17 protein-coding genes are annotated in these 18,855 nt (G+C 73.9%); 3 read left to right on the top strand and 14 right to left on the bottom strand.

Translation table 11 applies throughout. From position 1 onward, the window contains the following. Window positions 1-675: 675 nt before the first annotated feature. From LCD33_RS11765 to LCD33_RS11740, 6 genes are all read right to left on the bottom strand, one after another. Complete coding sequence (locus LCD33_RS11765; protein WP_224977836.1) at window positions 676-1,965, bottom strand: glycosyltransferase family 87 protein; 1,290 nt, start codon at window positions 1,963-1,965, stop codon at window positions 676-678. 421 nt (window positions 1,966-2,386) lie between these two features. Continuing rightward, window positions 2,387-2,848 carry a cupin domain-containing protein gene (locus LCD33_RS11760; protein WP_224966868.1) on the bottom strand — a complete coding sequence of 154 codons (462 nt, stop codon included), beginning with the start codon at window positions 2,846-2,848 and terminating at the stop codon, window positions 2,387-2,389. Window positions 2,849-2,867: 19 nt separating this feature from the next. After that, a complete protein-coding gene (locus LCD33_RS11755) occupies window positions 2,868-3,932 on the bottom strand; it encodes an Rrf2 family transcriptional regulator (protein ID WP_224977835.1) in 1,065 nt (354 codons plus the stop codon). 64 nt (window positions 3,933-3,996) lie between these two features. Further along, the gene (locus LCD33_RS11750) at window positions 3,997-5,115 is read right to left on the bottom strand and encodes an LLM class flavin-dependent oxidoreductase (protein ID WP_224977834.1); all 1,119 of its coding nucleotides are present in this window, start codon (window positions 5,113-5,115) and stop codon (window positions 3,997-3,999) included. 119 nt (window positions 5,116-5,234) lie between these two features. Then, window positions 5,235-6,023 (bottom strand): ABC transporter ATP-binding protein, encoded by a 789-nt coding sequence (locus tag LCD33_RS11745; RefSeq protein ID WP_224977833.1) that lies wholly within the window; start codon window positions 6,021-6,023, stop codon window positions 5,235-5,237. Further along, complete coding sequence (locus LCD33_RS11740; RefSeq protein ID WP_224958873.1) at window positions 5,996-6,859, bottom strand: ABC transporter permease; 864 nt, start codon at window positions 6,857-6,859, stop codon at window positions 5,996-5,998. The genes LCD33_RS11745 and LCD33_RS11740 overlap by 28 nt, the downstream gene beginning before the upstream one ends. 419 nt (window positions 6,860-7,278) lie before the next feature. Here LCD33_RS11740 and LCD33_RS11735 point away from each other — a divergent pair, with 419 nt between their 5' ends. Both LCD33_RS11735 and LCD33_RS11730 read left to right on the top strand, forming a co-directional pair. Continuing rightward, window positions 7,279-8,118: a metallophosphoesterase gene (locus tag LCD33_RS11735; RefSeq protein ID WP_224958872.1), complete on the top strand. Its 840-nt coding sequence runs from the start codon at window positions 7,279-7,281 to the stop codon at window positions 8,116-8,118. Then, window positions 8,115-8,771: a 4'-phosphopantetheinyl transferase superfamily protein gene (locus tag LCD33_RS11730; RefSeq protein WP_224958871.1), complete on the top strand. Its 657-nt coding sequence runs from the start codon at window positions 8,115-8,117 to the stop codon at window positions 8,769-8,771. The genes LCD33_RS11735 and LCD33_RS11730 overlap by 4 nt, the downstream gene beginning before the upstream one ends. Before the next feature lie 84 nt (window positions 8,772-8,855). On the opposite strand, the gene LCD33_RS11725 is transcribed toward LCD33_RS11730, so the two are convergent. The 6 genes from LCD33_RS11725 to LCD33_RS11700 all read right to left on the bottom strand — a co-directional run bounded on the left by LCD33_RS11725 (window position 8,856) and on the right by LCD33_RS11700 (window position 16,029). Next, the gene (locus LCD33_RS11725; RefSeq protein WP_224977832.1) at window positions 8,856-10,025 is read right to left on the bottom strand and encodes a lipid-transfer protein; all 1,170 of its coding nucleotides are present in this window, start codon (window positions 10,023-10,025) and stop codon (window positions 8,856-8,858) included. Further along, window positions 10,022-10,453 (bottom strand): MaoC/PaaZ C-terminal domain-containing protein, encoded by a 432-nt coding sequence (locus LCD33_RS11720; RefSeq protein ID WP_224958868.1) that lies wholly within the window; start codon window positions 10,451-10,453, stop codon window positions 10,022-10,024. The genes LCD33_RS11725 and LCD33_RS11720 overlap by 4 nt, the downstream gene beginning before the upstream one ends. After that, window positions 10,450-11,418: a bifunctional MaoC family dehydratase N-terminal/OB-fold nucleic acid binding domain-containing protein gene (locus LCD33_RS11715; protein ID WP_224966877.1), complete on the bottom strand. Its 969-nt coding sequence runs from the start codon at window positions 11,416-11,418 to the stop codon at window positions 10,450-10,452. Before LCD33_RS11715 ends, LCD33_RS11720 begins: the two co-directional genes overlap by 4 nt. A gap of 91 nt (window positions 11,419-11,509) precedes the next feature. Continuing rightward, a complete protein-coding gene (locus tag LCD33_RS11710; protein ID WP_224968150.1) occupies window positions 11,510-12,673 on the bottom strand; it encodes an acyl-CoA dehydrogenase family protein in 1,164 nt (387 codons plus the stop codon). A 9-nt stretch (window positions 12,674-12,682) separates the two neighbouring features. Beyond that, window positions 12,683-13,771: an acyl-CoA dehydrogenase family protein gene (locus LCD33_RS11705; protein ID WP_224977831.1), complete on the bottom strand. Its 1,089-nt coding sequence runs from the start codon at window positions 13,769-13,771 to the stop codon at window positions 12,683-12,685. A gap of 83 nt (window positions 13,772-13,854) precedes the next feature. Continuing rightward, on the bottom strand, window positions 13,855-16,029 hold the full coding sequence (locus LCD33_RS11700) for an acyl-CoA dehydrogenase (RefSeq protein WP_224977830.1): 2,175 nt from the start codon (window positions 16,027-16,029) through the stop codon (window positions 13,855-13,857). Between the two features lie 99 nt (window positions 16,030-16,128). On the opposite strand from LCD33_RS11700, the gene LCD33_RS11695 reads away from it, so the two are divergent. Beyond that, window positions 16,129-16,800 carry a class I SAM-dependent methyltransferase gene (locus LCD33_RS11695; protein WP_224958862.1) on the top strand — a complete coding sequence of 224 codons (672 nt, stop codon included), beginning with the start codon at window positions 16,129-16,131 and terminating at the stop codon, window positions 16,798-16,800. A gap of 58 nt (window positions 16,801-16,858) precedes the next feature. Here LCD33_RS11695 and LCD33_RS11690 read toward each other — a convergent pair whose 3' ends face one another. Beyond that, window positions 16,859-17,950 (bottom strand): prenyltransferase, encoded by a 1,092-nt coding sequence (locus LCD33_RS11690; protein ID WP_224977829.1) that lies wholly within the window; start codon window positions 17,948-17,950, stop codon window positions 16,859-16,861. Beyond that, window positions 17,943-18,668: a class I SAM-dependent methyltransferase gene (locus LCD33_RS11685; RefSeq protein WP_224977828.1), complete on the bottom strand. Its 726-nt coding sequence runs from the start codon at window positions 18,666-18,668 to the stop codon at window positions 17,943-17,945. The genes LCD33_RS11690 and LCD33_RS11685 overlap by 8 nt, the downstream gene beginning before the upstream one ends. Window positions 18,669-18,855 lie beyond the last annotated feature (187 nt).

Raw genomic sequence — 18,855 nt, 5'->3', positions numbered from 1 at the left:
TGAGCACTCGCAAGCGATCCGCGAAAACCTTTCGGGCACTGACAAAAGGATGCGCCGTTGCATCGTCGGTCAGTTCCGGGCACTGTACAGACGGATCGGGCCCACGGCTACGCCTGAGTAACACGGATGAAAATCACATGGCGGCGTCCCGGAGCGTGGAACCGGCCACCTTCCGGCGGTCAACCGCAGGTCACCTTCGATCAACCCCCTGACCAGCGGCGGCGCCCGCGGGAACCGGGCTCCAGGGCTCAAAGGCAGGCGTTGCGCCTGATCACGACGGCTTTTTCGGTCCAGTCCGGTTCGAGCGTGATGCAGCACACATCCCGGGAAGGGTTGCCTGACTCGAACCTCATCGAGACCGTCCTCTGTGGAACTCCGGCTTCCCCCGCCGCCGCCCCGAATTCACACGGATGACGCAGCGCCGAGACCAGATTCCCGTGCCATGCGCCGAATCCGGGCTCCGGATGAAACGTTCCATTCGGACATCACGCCGCCGACCGGCGACGACGGGGACGGCCACCGGCTCCCGCACGCGGTCCCGGCGCCGCCGATCGCGCTCCGCGAGCGGCCGAGCACCCGGCGCGCGCGCAGCGGACCCGAGTCCGTGTTCCCGGGGCAGCGGTGCGGAATGGCCCGGCTCCGCACCGTCACGATTCGCAATTCCCGTCCGGACGGTCAATCGCGGGACGGGTCTCCGGTCACCGCGGGCGCCGGTTCCGCCGCGTAACGCGACAGCAGCAGAAGCATTGCGATTCCGATCAGCAGATAGGAATTGCCGAACAGGTGCTGTAGCGCATTCCAGTTCCCATTGGCCGGGAACATCCGGAACGGGGTGACGAAGGCGGCCAGCACGAGCACGCCCGCCGACACCAGCCAGCCGCGGCTGCGCCTGCGCAACGCCGTGCCGGCCGCGACGAGCACGCCCGGCGCCACCCACACCCAGTGGTCCGACCAGGACGTCGGCGAGACCAACAGCGCCAGCAGCGCCGTCGCCAGCAACGCCGGAGCCACCTCCGCCGTGCGCAGCACCCGCACCGCCACCAGCGTCAGCACCAGCGCGCACAGCGCCCACAGCGCGTGCTCGGTCAACGCGGGCAGGTCCAGCCGGGACAACGCGCCCATGATCGACTGGTTGGTGTGGTACGAGGAACCGCTGACGCCCGCGGCCGGACCGGTGCCGAACCAGTAGTCCATCGACGCCGAGCGGTTCAGCACGAACCCGAAGCAGGTCCCGGCGACGGCGGTGATCGCGGCGACCGCGGCCGCCCGGTACTCCTTGCGCACCAGGAAGAACAGCAGGAACGCGGCCGGCGTCAGCTTGATCGCGGCGGCCAGGCCCACCAGCAGGCCCCGCGGCCAGCGCGGGTGCTCGGTCAGGCAGTCCACCGCCACCAGCCCCATCAGCAGCACGTTGACCTGGCCCAGCCCGAACGACGCGTACACCGGTTCCAGCAGCAGCGTGCCCGGCAGGCCGATCGCGGCCACCGCGGCCGCGCTCTCCCGGCCCAGGTGCGGCCACGTCCGCCGCGCCACCAGGTACAGCACCACGCCGATCGCGACCAGGTCCGTCAGGTAGAGCAGCCACAGCCCCGCCACGTACGGCAGCACCGATGGCACCGCCAGCGGCAGCAGCGCGAACGGCGGGTACACCCACGGCAGGATCCGGTCGGCGCTCGTCATCGGACCGCCGACCGTGATGTCCCCGCCGCTGAGCCAGGTGTGCACCGCCCAGCGGTACACCTGGTAGTCGACGCCCGCGCCGTGCCCCAGCCCGGCGCGGCTCATCAGGAACAGCGCCACCAGCGAGACCAGCAGCGCCACCGCACCGGCGGCGATGACCGGCCGCGGCCGGACCAGCACGTGGGCGCGCAGCCGCGCGAACCAGCGCTGCGCGGTGGTGAGGTAGCGGGTGAGTGCGGCCTGCCTGGGCCCGGGTAACCGGGGGCTGCGTAGCGGGGTGGCCAACGAGATCCTTCCGTCGCGCGGCCACCAGCATCGGCTGCCCGATCCCCGACTAGGAGCATCCGGCCGCAGGGGGTGCACCTGGATACAGGCGCAGAACTCTATCCAACCGCCCGGAGTGCTCCACCCCACACCCCTGCTCCGAGGTGGGCGGCCAGCTCGGGCCTCGGGCCACCCACCCGGTCGATCACTCCAGCTGCCGTCGAACCCGCCAGGTAGGTCATGTCCGTTTCCTGTCAGCGGCGAAGCCGATGAACTGCCGACCACGCACGCAGCCGGACCACCAGCGGGTTCTCAGCGGGATCCTCGCGAGGACAGCGTTTTCGCCTGTGGCGGAGCCACCGGTGAAAACGATCCCGCAGCGGGAATCCCGCTGAGGTTCCGCCACCCGACCACCCCGCAGCAGAAGTAGAGAGACGCTCGGTCAGAGCGCGTAGAGCTCCGGGAGGTTGACGACGATGGCCTCCTGAGTGCTCCGGGAGATCACCACGACGGCCTTGTGCTCCGGGTCCGGGTTCTCCTCGCGGTGCGGCACGTACGGCGGCACGAAGATGTAGTCGCCGGGCTCGGTCTCGATCCGCACCTCCTCGGTGCCGTCGTGGAAGACGAACCGGGGGTGGCCGCTGACCACGTAGATCGCGGTCTCCGACTCACCGTGGTGGTGGTTGTCGGAGGCCGTCGCGGGCGCCACGTGCGTCTCGCCGGTCCAGATCCGCTCGGAGCCGACGGTGTCGCCGCTGATCGCCGCGAACCGCTGCATGCCCTCGGTCTGCGCGGTGCCCCCGTCCAGCTCGCTGCCGCGGATGTGGTGCAGCCGGGAGCGCAGCGACTGCTTCTCCGCGGGGTCGACCTTCGAGGTCAGGTCGGGGTGGAATGCGTCCGCCATGGAACTGCTCCGTTCTGGGTCAGGCCGCCGCGCGCTGTTCGGCGGCCAGGTCGGCGATGGTGATCCGTTCGAGGAAGTCCGCGACGGCGCCGCCGAGCCGCGTCCACACCGCGTCCCGCTCGGCGTCGTCGTGTCGGGAGGTCACCGCGCCTTCGACGACGCGGACCACGTCGGCGAGGGTGATCTCCGCGGCGTCCCGCGCCGGCCAGTAGCCGCCTTCGCAGCCGCGCTGGCTGTGCACGAGGCCGCCGCGACGCAGCTCCACCATCAGGTTCACCAGCGAGTTCAGCGGGATCCCCTGGGTGCGGGCCATCGATTCGCAGGTCTGCTGCCTGCCGCTGCTCGCCAGCTCCACCAGGGCGCGCACCGAGTAGTCGACGCGCGCGGAGATGTGCACGGGCGCGGCGCGGCGCACCCGGGTGCTCCTGGTCGCGGCCACCTCCGGCAGCACCACGGCGCCCTTGGCGATCTCCTCGCAGAACAGCACGATCCGGGCGGCGACGCTGCGGTGCACCTTGTCGTTGAGCACGTCGTGCACGCCGTCCTTGAACACCGCGGTGCTCGCCTGCGGGTGCGCGGCGCCGAGCCGGGTGACCGGGTCGACGGGCGCGATGGCGTCGGCATCGCCGTGCAGCAGCAGCACCGGCACGTCCGGGAGCCGCTGCGGCGGTTCGGCGGTGCCCGCGTCGAGCTCGCCCCAGTGGAATTCCGGGTCGGCGCTGAGCCGTTCGCGGTGGATCGGGCAGGAGGTGCGGGCGGCGATCTCGTCCTCGCGCCCGGCGGGCGCACCGGGCGCCGCGGCCAGCGGGGTGCCCGCCAGCACCAGCCCGTCCACCTCGGTCTCCAGCGCGGTCTCCCAGGCGCGCAGCGCACCGGTGTCGGTGCCGACGAGGATGCGGGCGGTGTCGCCCGCCCCGTCGAACCAGTCGGCCGGTGCGGTGCCGAGGTCCGGGACGACGACGGTGTAGCCGTCGACGGCGAGCCTGCGGCCGAACCGCTCGTACAGGCCGGGGTGTTCGCCCCGCCCGTGCAGCACCACGACGTGGCCCCGCGAGGCGGTCTCCGGCACCCAGCTGCGGGTCATCTCGACTCCATTCGTTCCGTGCCCGGCATCATGCACCCCCGGGCGACCCGGCGGTCCGGCGCGCTCACGCCGGTGTCCGCTCGGCGGCGCCCGCGCGGCGCGCCACTTCTTCGCGGACGGCGGGGATGAGCTCCCGGCCGTAGTCGATGGCGTCGTCGAGCGGGTCGTAGCCGCGGATGAGCAGCGTGGTCACCCCGATGTCCACGTAGTCGGCGAGTGCCTTCGCGACGGTCTCGGCGGTGCCGACGAGCGCGGTGGAGTTCCCGGCCGCGTTGGTGGCCTGCGAGGTCGGGGTCCACAGCGCCCGGTCGTGCAGCTCGCCCTTGGCGGCCGCTGCCAGCAGGCGCTGCGAGCCGACGTTGGCGACCTCGGCGTCCTTGCCCAGCGTCTTCGGCCCGGTGAAGGAGCCGAACCCGCCGCGAGCGGCCCGGATCCGGTCCAGCACGGAGTGCGCGCGCTCCCAGGCGAGCTCCTCGGTGGCGCCGAGGATGGGCCGGAACGACACGCTGATGCCGGGCACGTCGGTGCGTCCGGCGGCCCGCGCGGCGGCGCGGACGGAGGCGATCTGCTCGGCGGTCTCGGCCAGCGGCTCGCCCCACAGCGCGAACACGTCGGCGTGCTTGCCGCCGACCCGGTAGGCCGCCGCGGAGGAACCGCCGAAGTACAGCGGGATCCGGGGCCGCTGCACGGGTTTCACCGCGGTGCTGAAGTCCTCGATCCGGTAGTTCGGCCCGTCGTGGTCGATCGGCCCGTCCTCGGTCCACGCCCGCTTGAGCACCTCCAGGTACTCGTCGGTGCGCGCGTAGCGCTGCTCCTTGTCCAGGTGGTCGCCGTCGCGGCGCTGGTCGGCGTCGCTGCCGCCCGAGATGACGTGCACCGCGATCCGCCCGCCGGACAGCGCGTCCAGCGTGGCGAAGGTCCGCGCGGCCAGCGTGGGTGCCACGAATCCGGGCCGGTGCGCGATGAGCAGCCCGAGCCGGTCGGTGTGCGCGGCGACGTGCGCGGCCAGCTGGGTGCCGTCCGGGGATCCGGAGCCGTGGCCGATGAGGACCCGGTCGAAGCCGCCGTCCTCGTGGGCGCGGGCGAAGCGGCGCAGGAACGCGGGGTCCACGGCGGGGCCGCTCGCCGGGTGGATCTCGGAGACGTGCTGGGCGCCGATCATGCCGACGATTTCCACACTCATGGTCAGACACTTCCTGTCTCGGTTCCCGGGGGCCCGCCGCGCGGGCGCGCGGGACCGCGCCCGCGGCCCGCGGGGCCGGGGTGGAGCGGCGGAGGAGCGCGCCGCGGGGAGGGGGTCGGTCAGTGCACGCCGAGCCACGAGAGGAGTTCGGCGCGCTGGGCGACGAACGCGGGCGCGGCCACGTCGCGCGGGCGGGGGTGCTCGACGAGCTGGTCGTGCACGATGCCGCCGCCGTCCCGCAGCAGCACCCGGTCGGCGACCAGCAGCGCCTCCTCCACGTCGTGGGTGACGAGCAGGATCGCGCAGCCGTGCCGCTGCCACAGCTCCCCCACCAGCGCCTGCACCTTGATCCGGGTGAGCGCGTCGAGCGCGGAGAACGGTTCGTCGAGCAGCAGCAGGTCCGGTTCCCGCACCAGGGCGCGGGCCAGCGACGCGCGCTGCGCCTCGCCGCCGGAGAGCACCTTCGGCCACTCGTCGACCCGGTGCCCGAGGCCCACCTCCTCCAGCGCCGCCACGGCCTTGGCCCGGTCCGGCCTGCCGCGCAGGCCGAGGACCACGTTGCGCCACACCCGCTTCCACGGCAGCAGCCGCGGCGCTTGGAAGGCGACGGCGCGCCGCTGGGCGACCCGCACCTCGCCGCTGATCTCGTGGTCGAGGTCGGCGAGGATGCGCAGCAGGGTGCTCTTGCCGCAGCCGCTGGGGCCGAGCAGGGCGACGAACTGACCGGGTTCGATGTCCAGGTCCAGGCCGTCGAGCACGGTGCGGTCGCCGAAGCTCTTGGTGAGCCCGCGCACGGAGGCCGCCGACTCGGCGGGCGCGGGGGCCACCGCGACGCCGGTGGGCTCGGGGGTCACCTGGTCGGTGTCAGGTGCGGATTCGGTCACGCTCCGCGGAAAGCCGGTCGCCATGCCAGCACGGTCCTTTCGAGAAGTCGGACGAGGAAGTCGGCCACCAGGCCGAGCAGGGCGTAGAGCACCAGGCACACGACGATCACGTCGGTCTGGAAGAACTCGCGGGCCATGTTCATCTCGTAGCCGATGCCGGCCGTCGCGTTGATCGTCTCGCCGAACACCAGCGCCAGCCACGCCGAGCCGAGCGAGAACCGCAGCCCCACCAGCGCGTTCGGCATCGCCGCAGGCAGGATCACGTGCCGCACCTGGGCGAACCAGCCGAGCCCGAGGGTCTTGGCCGCTTCGACCAGCCCGGCGTCCACGTTGCGGATGCCGCCGAAGATGTTCATGTACAGCGGGAAGGTCACCGCGAGCGCGATGAGCACGATCTTCGGCGTCTCCCCGATCCCGAACCAGATGATCAGCAGCGGGATGAGGCCGATCACCGGCACGGTGCGCAGCATCTGCATCGGGGCGTCGGCGATGTCCTCCCCGCGCCGGAACAGCCCGGAGAGGGTCGCGAGCACGACGGCGGCGACCAGGCCGAAGACGAGGCCGACCGCGACGCGCTGCACCGAGGCGAGCACCGCGTCCTGCAACCGGCCCTCCTGCCACATCTCCCAGGCGGTGGCGGCGACCGTGCCCGGGGAGGCGAGCGTGTCGTCGTCGAGGACACCGGTGGAGCTGAGCACCTGCCACAGCACGATCAGCCCGATCGGGCTGAAGGTCTTGACCAGCCAGCGGGGCAGCCGCTGCTCCCCCTTTGCCCGGTCGGTGCGCACCGTCGTGACGGGTATCGCGCCGGGGCCGGGGCCGGTGTCGGATCGGGCGCTCTCGGGCGCTGGCAAGGTCATCGTCACGCTCCACTGGCATGCGGGGAGGCGGCACCGGCCGGGTTCGGCGCGGTGCGGCGGAGTTCGAGGGCGCGTCGGCGTCGACGCGGTACCGGGCGCTCCGGTTCGGGAGCGGCCGTGCGGTGCGGAGGGTGCCCGGGGCCGGGCGGGAGGAAGGGCTCAGGCGCTACAGAGCGCGGAGGACACTCGGGCGAAATCCACGTATCCGCGCGTGGTGAGCGTCGACGTCCGGGCCATGCGATCACGGTAGCCACGCGCCGCGCCCGCTGTAAACCCAACCCGGCACGACAGGATTGGGCTCTCGGATCGTGGGACTCCGCCGGGCACCCCCGCACCGGCGATCGGACGGGCAGGAGAACCCCTAGAAGGCCCGCGGAACGGGCGGGCGGGCCGCGCGGCTCGGATATGATCGCCGCATCATGAGCTCCGGCGAACTGCTGGCCGTCAGCGATCTGCACGTCGCGATGGCCGAGAACAAGGACATCGCGCGCGGGCTGCGGCCCCGCACCGACGAGGACTGGCTGATCGTCGCGGGCGACGTGGGCGAGCTGTCCGAGGACATCTCCTGGGCGCTGGGCATGCTCGCCGAACGGTTCGCGAAGGTCATCTGGGTTCCCGGCAACCACGAGCTGTGGACGCCGAAGCAGGACCCGCTGCAGCTGCGCGGCGAAGCCCGCTACCTGGAACTGGTGCGCCGCTGCCGCGAACTCGGCGTCGTCACGCCGGAGGACGAGTTCCCGGTGTGGACCGGGCGCGGCGGGCCGGTGACGATCGCGCCGCTGTTCGTGCTCTACGACTACACGTTCCGCCCCGCCGGGACCTCCACGAAGGAGGAGGCGCTGGCGGTCGCGCACGAGTCGGGCGTGGTGTGCAGCGACGAGTTCCTGCTGCACCCCGATCCGCACCCGACCCGCGACGACTGGTGCCGGGCCCGGCTGTCCTACAGCGAGCGCCGGCTCGCCGAGTGCGACCCGGAACTGCCGACGGTGCTGGTGAACCACTACCCGCTGGTGCGCGAACCCACCGACGTGCTCTGGTACCCGCAGTTCGCGCAGTGGTGCGGCACGGTGCACACCGCCGACTGGCACCTGCGGCACCGGGCGGCCGCGGTCGTCTACGGGCACCTGCACATCCCGCGCACCACCTGGCACGACGGCGTGCGGTTCCAGGAGGTGTCGGTGGGCTACCCGCGCGAGTGGAAACGGCACGGGCTGCCGGACGATCCGCTGCGCCTGGTCTTCCCGGAGGAGACGTCGTGATCGAACGCCTGCTGCCCGGCGAACTCGCCTGGGAGGAGACCCGCACCGATCCGCCGGACGCCTGGCTGTTCGACGAGGAGGCGGCGGTCATCGCGCGCGCCGTGGACAAGCGGCGCCGCGAGTTCACCACCGCGCGGCACTGCGCCCGCGCCGCCCTCGCGAAGATCGGCGTGCCCGCCGCACCGCTGCTGCCCGGCGAGCGGGGCGCACCCGGCTGGCCGGACGGGGTGGTGGGCAGCATGACGCACTGCGCCGGCTACCGGGCCGCCGTCGTCGGGCTGCGGGACTCGGTGCTCACCGTCGGCATCGACGCCGAGCCGCACGACGCGCTGCCGGACGGGGTGCTCAACGCGGTGACGCTGCCGGCCGAACGGCCGCGGATCGAGGCGCTGTCCACTGCGGACCCGTCCGTGCACTGGGACCGGATCCTGTTCAGCGCCAAGGAATCCGTGTACAAGGCGTGGTTCCCGATCGCGCGGGAGTGGCTGGGGTTCGAGGACGCCGACCTCACCCTCGACCGGGACGGAACGTTCGCCGCGCGACTGCTCAAGACCGGGCCGGAGGTGGAGGGCGAGCCGCTCACGTCGTTCGCCGGGCGCTGGCTCGCCGACGACGGCCTCATCATCACCGCCATCGCCCGCCTGCCGCGCTGATCCCGCGCGCACCGCCGCCGGGTCCGGGACGCGGTGCTCACCCGCCCCACCGGGGCATCCCCGCCCGCGACGGCACGTCCCTGGTCAGGCCGCGGTGAGGACGAGACCGCTGGTGGGGACCCCGGTTCCGGCGGTGACCAGGACGTTCGGGACGTCGGTGAGCTGGTTGGCGGCGGTGCCGCGGAGCTGGCGGACCGCCTCGGCGATGCCGTTCATGCCGTGCACGTAGGCCTCGCCGAGCTGACCGCCGTGGGTGTTGATCGGCAACCGCCCGTCCAGCCCGATACCGCCGTCGGCGATGAAGTGCCGCGCCTCGCCGCGCCCGCAGAAGCCGAGTTCTTCCAGCTGCACCAGCACGAACGGCGTGAAGTGGTCGTAGAGCACCGCCGTCCGCACGTCCTGCGGCCCGAACCCGGCCTGCCGCCACAGCTGGCGAGCGACCAGTCCCAGCTCCGGGAGCGCCGCGAGCTCCTGGCGGTAGTAGCTGGTCATGGTGAACTGGTCCGGCCCGCTGCCCTGCGCCGCCGCGGCGACGACCGCAGGCGGGTGCGGCAGGTCGCGGGCCCGTTCCGCGCTGACCACGACGAGCGCGACACCGCCGTCGCTCTCCTGGCAGCAGTCCAGCAGGTGCAGCGGCTCGGTGATCCACCGGGACGCCTGGTGCTCGGCGAGGGTGATGGGCCGCCCGTGGAACCAGGCCTTCGGGTTGGTGGCCGCGTGCGCGCGGTCGACGACCGCGACCCGGCCGAAGTCCTCGCTGGTGGCGCCGTACTCGTGCAGGTAGCGGCGGGCGAACATGGCGACCTGCGCGGCCGGGGTGCCGAGTCCGACGGGATAGCTCCAGCCGTTGCCCACTCCGGACGAGGTGGGGGCGGCGGCCGCGGCGGCCTGCACCTGGCCGAACCGGTGCCCGGAGCGCTCGTTGAACGCCCGGTAGCACACCACGACGTCCGCGATCCCGGCCGAGACGGCGAGCGCGGCCTGCTGCACGGTGGCGCAGGCGGCACCGCCGCCGTAGTGCACCCGGCTGAAGAACCGCAGTTCCGGCACGCCCAGTTCGCGCGCCACCGCGATCTCGGTGTTCTCGTCCATCGTGAACGTCACCAGACCATCCACATCGGACGGTTCGAGCCCGGCGTCGGTGACCGCGGCGCGGACCGCCTCGGCGGCCAGCTGGAGTTCGCTGCGGCCGGAGTCCTTGGAGAACTCGGTGGCGCCGATCCCGGCGATGGCGGTCCGTCCCGCGAAGCTCATGATGCCCCCTCCGGCAGCGCGACCCGGACGGTGCCGCGCAGGTGTTCGCCGAGTCCGTTGCGGCCCAGCACCTCCACCTCGAACTCGCCGTCGTCCGCGCGGGACAGCACCTGCCCGAACAGCGCCAAGGTGTCGTGCGCGTAGCAGGGTGCGCCGAGCCGCACCGACACGCCGCGCACCAGCGCCTCCGGGCCCGCCCAGTCGGTGACGTAGCGCTGCGCGAGCCCGGTGCTGGTGAGGATGTTGACGAAGATGTCCGCGGATCCCCCGGCCTGCGCCCGGTCGCGGTCGTGATGCACGTCCTGGAAGTCGCGGGTGGCGAGCGCGCTGCTGACGATGAAGGTCGGCGTCATCTCGATCCGCACCTCCGGCAGCGACTCCCCCACCCGCACCTCCGGGGCGGTGCGCGTGCGCGGCAAGGTGGTCATGCGGCACCTCCGGCCGGCCGCCAGAACGGCGTGGTGATCTCCCCTTCGGCCCGGTAGTCCACCTGGACCCGCAGGCCGATCTCGACCCGGTCCGGTTCGACGCCGTGCAGCTCGCCGAGCATCCGCACCCCTTCGTCCAGTTCCACCAGCGCGATCACCAGCGGCAGCGTCTTGCCCGGTAGCGGCGGGTGGTGGTGCACCACGTAGCTGTACACCTCACCGAGCCCGGCGGCGACCAGGTGCGTCGGCGAGGTGGCGCCGCACTCCGGGCACATCGGGCCGGGCGGGTGGCGCAGCAGGCCGCAACCGCCGCAGCGCTGGATCCGGAGCTCCCGCTCGGCGGTGCCCGCCCAGAAGTACGCGGTGTCCCGGCTGATCGCGGGCAGGATCGCCGGCGCCGGTTCCGGTTCGGCCGTCGGAGCGGCCGGTTCCCCCTGCGGCGGCCGGAACTTCAGCACCCGGAACATCATCTCCGCGACCGGTTCCGCCCCGGAGTACCAGGTGCTGCGGGTGGTGACGAACCAGCCGTCGCCGAGGCCGGTCCGCTTGGGGCCGACCACCGATTCGAGCCGGGTGGTGACGCCGATCCGCTCGCCGTGGCGCAGGTACCGGTGGTAGGTCTGCTCGCTGTTCGTCGCGACCACCGAGGTGAAACCGCGCTCGTCCAGCGCGGTCATCATCGCGTGCAGCGGATCGTCGGTGTCGAAGTCGGGGCGCAGCCCGGGCATCGTCCACACCTGCGCCATCGCGGGCGGGGCGACGAGTCCACCGTGGACGGACGCGGTGGCCGCGGATTCGTCGGTGTAGACGGGGTTCTCGTCGCCCAGCGCCTCCACCCAGTTGTTGATCATCGGTTGGTTCACCGGGTCCCGCGCGAGCCGCGGCCCCGACTCCCCCGCCGCCCGGATCCGCTCGGCCACCGCCCGGATCTCCGCATCGGCGTCCCGCTCCACCTGCACGCCCATCACCGCTCCCTCCGCTCCAGCGCCCGTCCCCGATCCCCGCGCCCCGCCACGGCGAAGCCGGTCACCACCGGTCGCGGCGGGCCCGTGCCGCTCACCGCGGGACCCTGGGCAGTCCGAGACCGGCCGTGGCGATCAGCTCCCGCTGGACCTCGTTGACACCGCCGCCGAAGGTGAGCACCAAGTTCCGCTTGCCCTGCACGTCCAGCCAGTCCAGCAGCCGCCCGGTGCCGGGGTCGGCGGCGTCGCCGTGCCGGGCCACCACCTCCTCGAACAGCCGGCCCAGGGACTGGATGCGCTCGGAGGTGAGCACCTTCGTCGTCGAGGCGTCCGCCGCCGCCACCGGCCCGCCCGCGGCGACCTGCCAGTTCAGCAGCTCGTTCACCCGGGTGCAGGCGTGCGCGAGCGCCAGCGCGCGCCGCACGTCCGGCAGCTCCACCAGCGGGGTGCCGTCCGGGTCGCGGCGCGCGGCCGCCCAGTCCCGGACGCGCGCGGCCATCCCGTCGATGCGCCCGGCGGGCCCGAGCATGACCCGCTCGTGGTTGAGCTGGGTGGTGATCAGCTGCCAGCCGCGGTCCTGCTCCCCCACGAGCCGCGACACCGGCACCCGCACCCCGGTGAAGTAGGTGGCGTTGACGTGGTGCGCCCCGTCGCAGGTGATGATCGGCGTCCACGAGTAGCCGGGGTCGGTGGTGTCCACGATGAGGATCGAGATCCCCCGGTGCTTCGGCGCGTCCGGGTCGGTGCGGCAGGCCAGCCAGATGTGGTCGGCGTCGTGCGCGCCGGTGGTGAAGATCTTCTGGCCGTCCACCACGTAGTGGTCGCCGTCGCGCACGGCGCGGGTGCGCAGCGCGGCCAGGTCGGTGCCCGCCTCCGGTTCGGTGTAGCCGATGGCGAAGTGCAGCTCCCCGGCGAGGATCTTGGGCAGGAAGTGGGCCTTCTGCTCGGGCGTGCCGTGCGCCAGCAGCGTCGGGCCCACCGTCTGCAGCGTCACCGAGGGCAGCTGCACGTCGGCGCGCGCCGCCTCGCTGGCGAAGATGTGCTGGGCCACCGGGCCGAACCCGCGGCCGCCGTACTCCACGGGCCAGCCGACGCCGAGCCACCCGTCGCGGCCCATCCGCCGCACCACGTCGCGGAACACCGCGCCGTGCCGCTCGGTGCCGAGTTCGGCCCGCTCCTCCTCGCTGAGCAGTCCGCCGAAGTACTCTCGCAGTTCGGCGCGCAGCGCCTGCTGCTGCTCGGTGCAGTCGATGAACACGGGTGCTCCTCACCGCCGCGCGAGCCGGTCGGCGCGCGCGTCCACCGCGCTCCCGGGGCCGCCCAGCAGCCTGGTCAGGTCCTTCACCAGCGAGTGGTGCCGGTGCAACGGGTAGGTGACGTCGAGCCCGATCCCGCCGTGCAGGTGGTGGCAGGTGTGCAGCGCGGCCGGGGCCTGCTCGGTGAGCCACAGCGCGGCGACCGCCAGGTCCTCCTCGGCGGGGCGCCGCTCGTCGAGCCGCCAGCAGGCCGCGAGCACCGCGAGGTGCAGGGTGCGGGCGGCGATGTGCACGTCGGCGATCTGCCAGGCGACGGCTTGGAACGCCGCGAGCGGCCTGCCGAACTGGGTGCGGGTGCGCACGTGCTCGGTGGTGAGCGCGAGCGCACCCGCGAGGGCGCCGTCGCCGAGCGCGCAGATCCCGGCGCGGGCGCACCGCAGCAGGTCGGGCAGCGCGTCCGCGCCGCCGAGCCGTTCGCCGCGCGCCTGCGCGAAGCGCGCGGTCCACGCGGTGCCGCCGGAGGTCGAGGTGGGTTCCAGCTCGACGCCGGGCGCGTCGGGCCGCAGCAGCGCGACGGCGGTCCCACCGCCTTCGACGGTGACCGGGACCAGGATCTCGCGGGCCGCGGCGGCCGCGGGCACGTCGGTCTTGGTGCCGGTGACGACCAGCTCGGCGCCGTCCGGCCGGGCCGAGGTGCGGGGTGCGGGGGTCAGCGGCGCGGAGGGTTCGCCGAGCGCGGCGGTGAGCACCTGCCCGGATCCGACCTCGCCGAGCAGCCGGTCCTGCTGGACGGGGGTGCCGTGCCGGGCCACCGGCAGCACGCCGAACGCCGTGGTCGCCAGCGCCGGGACGGGGGCCGCGTGCCTGCCGATCTCGGCGAGCAGCACGGCGGTGGCCAGCGGGCCGAGCCCGGCGCCGCCGAGGCGTTCCGGGACGGCCAGCGAGAGCAGTCCGGCGGCGGCCAGCGCCTTCCAGGTGCGAGAACCCGTTCCGGATCCGTCGCCGTCCGGCGCGTTCCGGCTCCGATCGCGTTCGCGGACGAGGACGTCGTTCGCCAGCTCCCGCAACGGTTGATGCGTGTCGTCGAGTGCGAAATCCACATCGGCTCCCCGCGTCGCCCAGCCCGGACCATGAATGGAACTTGTTCTAGTTCTAGCCGCACGGGTGGTCCCGGCGCAAGGGTTCAGCTCCGCGGCAGGCCCAGGATCCGCTCGGCCGCGACCGTGCGCAGCACCTGCGTGGTGCCGCCTGCGATGCTCAGGCACCGGCTGAGCAGGAACTCCCGCGCCGGTCCCGCCGCCGCACCGTCGGCCGCCGCGCCCTCCGGTCCGAGCAGTTCCAACGCCGTCTCCGCGACCTGCTGGCGGTGGCGCACCCCGACCAGCTTCTCCACGCTCGCCTGCGCGCCCGGATCGCGGCCTTCCAGGCTCAGCAGCGTCGCCCGCGAACGCAGCAGCGACACCGACAGGCCCTCCGCCACCCGCGCGCCCACCCGGTCCAGCCCGGGATCGTCCGCCTCCCGCGCCACCGCCAGCAGCGCTTCCACCTCCGCGCCCAGCGCCGAACCACCGCCCATCGCGACCCGCTCGCCGGACAGCGTGGTGCGCGCCAGCCGCCAGCCCTGACCCGGTTCGCCCACCACCTGCTCGTCGGGCACGAACACGCCGTCCAGGAACACCTCGTTGAACACCGACTCGCCGGTGATCTCCCGCAGCGGGCGCACGTCGATGCCCTCGGCCGCCATGTCCACCAGGAAGTAGGTGATGCCGCGGTGCTTCGGCACGTCCGGGTCGGTGCGGGCCAGGCAGATCGCCCAGTGCGCCTCGCGGGCCATCGACGTCCACACCTTCTGCCCGTGCAGCCGCCACCCGCCGGGCACCCGTTCGGCACGGGTGCGCAGCCCGGCCAGGTCGGAGCCCGCCCCGGGTTCGCTGAACAGCTGGCACCAGGTGATCTCGCCGAGCGCGGTGGGCCGCACGAACCGCGCGCACTGCTCGGCCGTGCCGTGCCCGAGCAGCGTCGGCACCGCCCAGCCGCCGATCACCAGGTCCGGGCGGACCACCCCGGCGGCGCGCAGCTCCTCGTCGATCAGCAGCTGCAGGCCGGGGCCCGCGTCGAGGCCGTGCGGGCGCGGCCAGTGCGGCGCGAGGTAACCGGTGTCGACCAGCCGCGCCCGCTGCTCACCGGCCGGAGTCCGCGCCAGTTCCCGGGCGGTGGCGCGCACTTCCGCCCGCCGCTCCCGCACCGCCGCGGGCAGCTCGCCGCCCGCGCCGAGCCCGCGGCGGGCACCACCCAGGGCGAGCTCGGCGGTGCGCCGCCGCCACGCCCCTCCCCCGCCGAGCCACTGCCGCAGGGCCACCGCGCGCCGCAGGTGCAGGTGCGCGTCGTGCTCCCAGGTGAAGCCGATGCCGCCGAGCACCTGCACGCAGTCCTTCGCGGTGTCCACCGCCGCGTCCAGCGCGATCGCCCCGGCCGCCGCGGCCGCGAGCGGGTGCTGGCCGGGGTCCTCGTCCAGCGCGCGGGCCGCGTCCCAGGCCAGCGCGGCGACCTGCTCGGCGCGGCACAGCATCTCGGCGCACAGGTGCTTGACGGCCTGGAAGCTCCCGATCACCCGGCCGAACTGCTCGCGGGTGCGGGCGTGCGCCACCGCCGTGCGCAGGCACCACCCGGCGACCCCGGAGGCCTCGGCCGCCGCGAGGGTCACCAGCACGTCGCGCACCTCCGCAGTGCCCATCCCGGGCAGCAGCGACTCCGCGCCGACCTCGACGCCGGAGAGCTCGATCCGGCCCAGCGAGCGGGAGAAGTCCAGCGCGCGGCGCGGTTCGATCCGGGCGCGGGCCGCGTCGAGCAGGAACCACGCGTCCCGCCCGTCCGGGCCGCGCGCGGCGAGCAGCAGGCGCGCGGCGTCCGGCGCGGACGGCACCGGATCGACCACGCCGGACACGAGCAGCCCGCCGCGCGGGCCCGCTTCGGCGACCAGTCCTCCGGGGCCGGCCGCGACCGCGACCGGGAGCGCACCCGCGGCCAGTTCCGGCAGCACGGCGGGGAGATCTCCACCACGGCCGAGCAGCACGCCGGCCGCGCAGGTCGAGGCGATCGGCCCGGGCGGCAGCGCCTCGGCCACCGGTTCCAGCGCCGCCGCCAGATCGGCCATCCCGCCGCCCGCGCCACCGTTGCGCTCCGGCACCGCGATGGCGAACACGCCCAACTCGGCCAACTCCGCCCAGCCGCGGCCCGGTTCCCACCGGGTTCCGGGTTCTTCGCGGGCCCGCACCTCGCCGGTGCCGTCGAGCCGGTCGGCCCACGCCCGGATCGACTCCCGCACGTCGCGCTGCAGTTCGGTGCTCGCGATCGGCATCGCGCCCTCCCACGCCGGAGACTAGGTAGAACACGTTCTACCTGATTCGGGGTGTTCCTGCGTAGGCTCGGCGGGACAGCCGGACCCGAAAGGACTCACGTGACACCGACCGCGACGACCGGAACCCCCAGCCTGCCGCCCGAACTCGCGGCCAAGGCCGAGCGGGCGATCGGCTTCATGCCCGCCGACGAAGGGCTCGCGCTGCACCGCGCCGCCCTCGACTTCCTCGGCACCGGGCTGGCCGTCGAGGTCGGGTCCTACTGCGGGAAATCGACGATCTACCTGGGCGCGGCGGCCCGCGCCACCGGCGGCCGCATCGTCACCGTCGACCACCACCGCGGCTCCGAGGAGCACCAGCCCGGCTGGGAGTACCACGACCCGCAGCTGGTGGACCCGCAGGTCGGCAAGCTCGACACGCTCGGCGTGTTCCGCCGCACGATCGCCGACGCCGGCCTGGAGGACGAGGTGGTGGCGATCGTCGGCAGCTCCCGCACCACGTCCTCGTTCTGGCGCAGCCCGCTGAACCTGGTGTTCATCGACGGCGGGCACACCGACGAGGCGGCGAACACCGACTTCGAGGGCTGGGCGCCGTGGGTCGCGCCCGGCGGGGCGCTGGTCATCCACGACGTGTTCCCCGACCCGGCCGACGGCGGGCAGGCGCCGTACCGCATCTACCGCCGCGCCCTCGACGGCGGGAACTTCCGGGAGGTCCGCCAGGTCGGCTCGCTGCGCGTGCTGGAACGCACCGCGGGCGAACCCGGCACCCTCTGACTCCGGACGAGCGGCCCACCGGTCCGGCGAGAACGGGCGGGTGGGCTGCCGGGCCCGATCAGTCGGTGACGAGCTCCGAGAGCCGCGCGGGGCAGCCGCAGGCGTCGTCCACCGGGCGGGCGCCGGTCGGCGGGCCGGGCCGGGCGGTGTGGAAGATCGCGGCGCCCGGCGTCGCGCGGCACAGCACGTCCGCGGCCAGCACCACCGCCGCCCCCGTCCACGTGGTGCGCTCCACCGGCCACCGCTTGCGGTCGGAGTAGACCAGGCCGGTCCAGTACGAACCGTCCTCCTCGCGCAGGTGCTGCATCGAGGCCAGCGCCTGCACCGCCAGCTCCCGCCGCCCCAGCAGCTCCAGGCTCAGCACCAGCTCGCAGGTCTCCGCGCCCGTCACCCAGGGGTTGTCGTCCACGCACCGCACGCCGAGCCCGTCGACGAAGAAGTCCGACCAGCGCCGCATGATCCGGTCGTGGCCGGTGGCATCGCGCAGCGGTCCGCCCAGGACCGGGTAGTACCAGTCCATCGCGTAGCGGTCCTTCGCCGCGAACGCCTCCGGGTGGTGGCGCAGCGCGTGCGCCAGCCGCTCCAGCGCCACCTCCCAGTCCGGCTGCGCGACGCCGAGGTGCTCGGCCAGCGCCAGCGCGCACACCAGGCCGTGGTGGATGCTGGCGCTGCCCGCCAGCAGCGCCTCCCCCGCGACCTCGCCGCCGGTGCCCCGGGCCCAGGCGACCTCGCCCCTGGCCTGCTGCAGGCCCAGCACGAAGTCGATCGCCCGCCGCACCACCGGCCACATCCGCTCGGCGAACCCCTCGTCACCGGTGGTCGTGACGTGGTGCCAGACGCCGACCGCCGGGTAGGCGCAGAAGTTGCTGTCCGACGCGGCGTCCTCCACCGCGCCGTCCCGCACCTGCAGCGGCCAGGACCCGTCCGAGCGCTGCGTCGCGCGCAGCCACTCGTAGGCCCGTTCGGCCTCGGTGACCAGGCCGGCCGCCGACAGGGCCATCGCCGACTCGACGTGGTCCCACGGGTCCACGTGCCCGCCGGGGAACCACGGCACCGCGCCGGAACGCAGCTGCACCGCGGCGATGGACCGCGCGGTCGCCAGCACCTGCGGCGCGGAGACCACCCCGTCGACGGCCGGCAGGTCAGGCACTCGCGACTCCCGGTTTGTACAGGTACACCGCGAGGCTCTTGCCGAGCACCGGGTTCAGCGCGGACTCGACGGTCCGGGTCAGCCACGGCTTCTTCATCAGGTCCCACACCAGCAGCTTGTGGTACAGCTTCGGCAGCGGGTGGTCCCCGTCGTCCACGCCCACCGCGCACTTGAGCCACCAGTACGGCGAGTGCAGCGCGTGCGCGTGGTGGTGGTGCACCTCGCGCAACCCCGCCTCCCGCAACCGGCCGATCAGCTGCTCGCGCTGGTAGATGCGCACGTGCCCGCCCTCGACCTGGTGGTACTCGTCGGACAGCGCCCAGCAGATCCGCTCCGGCCACTGCCGCGGGACCGTCACCACGACGCGGCCGCCGGGCCGCACCACGCGCACCAGTTCGCGCATGGCCTTCTCGTCCTCCGGGATGTGCTCCATGATCTCGGAGGCGATGACCTGGTCGAAGTGGTCGTCCGGGAACGGCAGGCCGAGCGCGTCCCCGCTGACCGTCGTCGCCGACGCCCCTTCCGGCACCTCACCGGCGGCGGCCATCGCGCCGAACATCGTCTCCACCTCGGCCAGCGCCTCGGTGTCCTGGTCGAAGGCCACCACGTTCGCGCCGCGCCGCAGGTACTCGAAGGAGTGCCGTCCGGCACCGCACCCGAGGTCCAGCACCCGCTGCCCCGCCCGCACGCCGAGCAGGTCGAAATCCACCGTCAGCACCGCTCGCCCACCATTTCCGCCTCCGCTTCGGCATACCGTTCCGCGGGGGGGGGGGCCCCCCCCCCCCCCCCGGCCAGCCCCCCCCCCCCCCCCCCGCCAGCCACCCCCACCCCCCCCCCCCCGCCCCGGCGGGCCCCCCCCCCCCCCCCCCCCCCCCCGCCCCGGGCCCGGTCCGAGCAGCTGGAGC

It is taken from the genome of Saccharopolyspora sp. 7B, from assembly GCF_020177435.1.
GTDB classification, from domain to species: Bacteria; Actinomycetota; Actinomycetes; order Mycobacteriales; family Pseudonocardiaceae; genus Saccharopolyspora_C; species Saccharopolyspora_C gregorii.
Note: the sequence above shows the minus strand (reverse complement) of the source record. Positions and strands in the feature narration are given on the sequence as shown.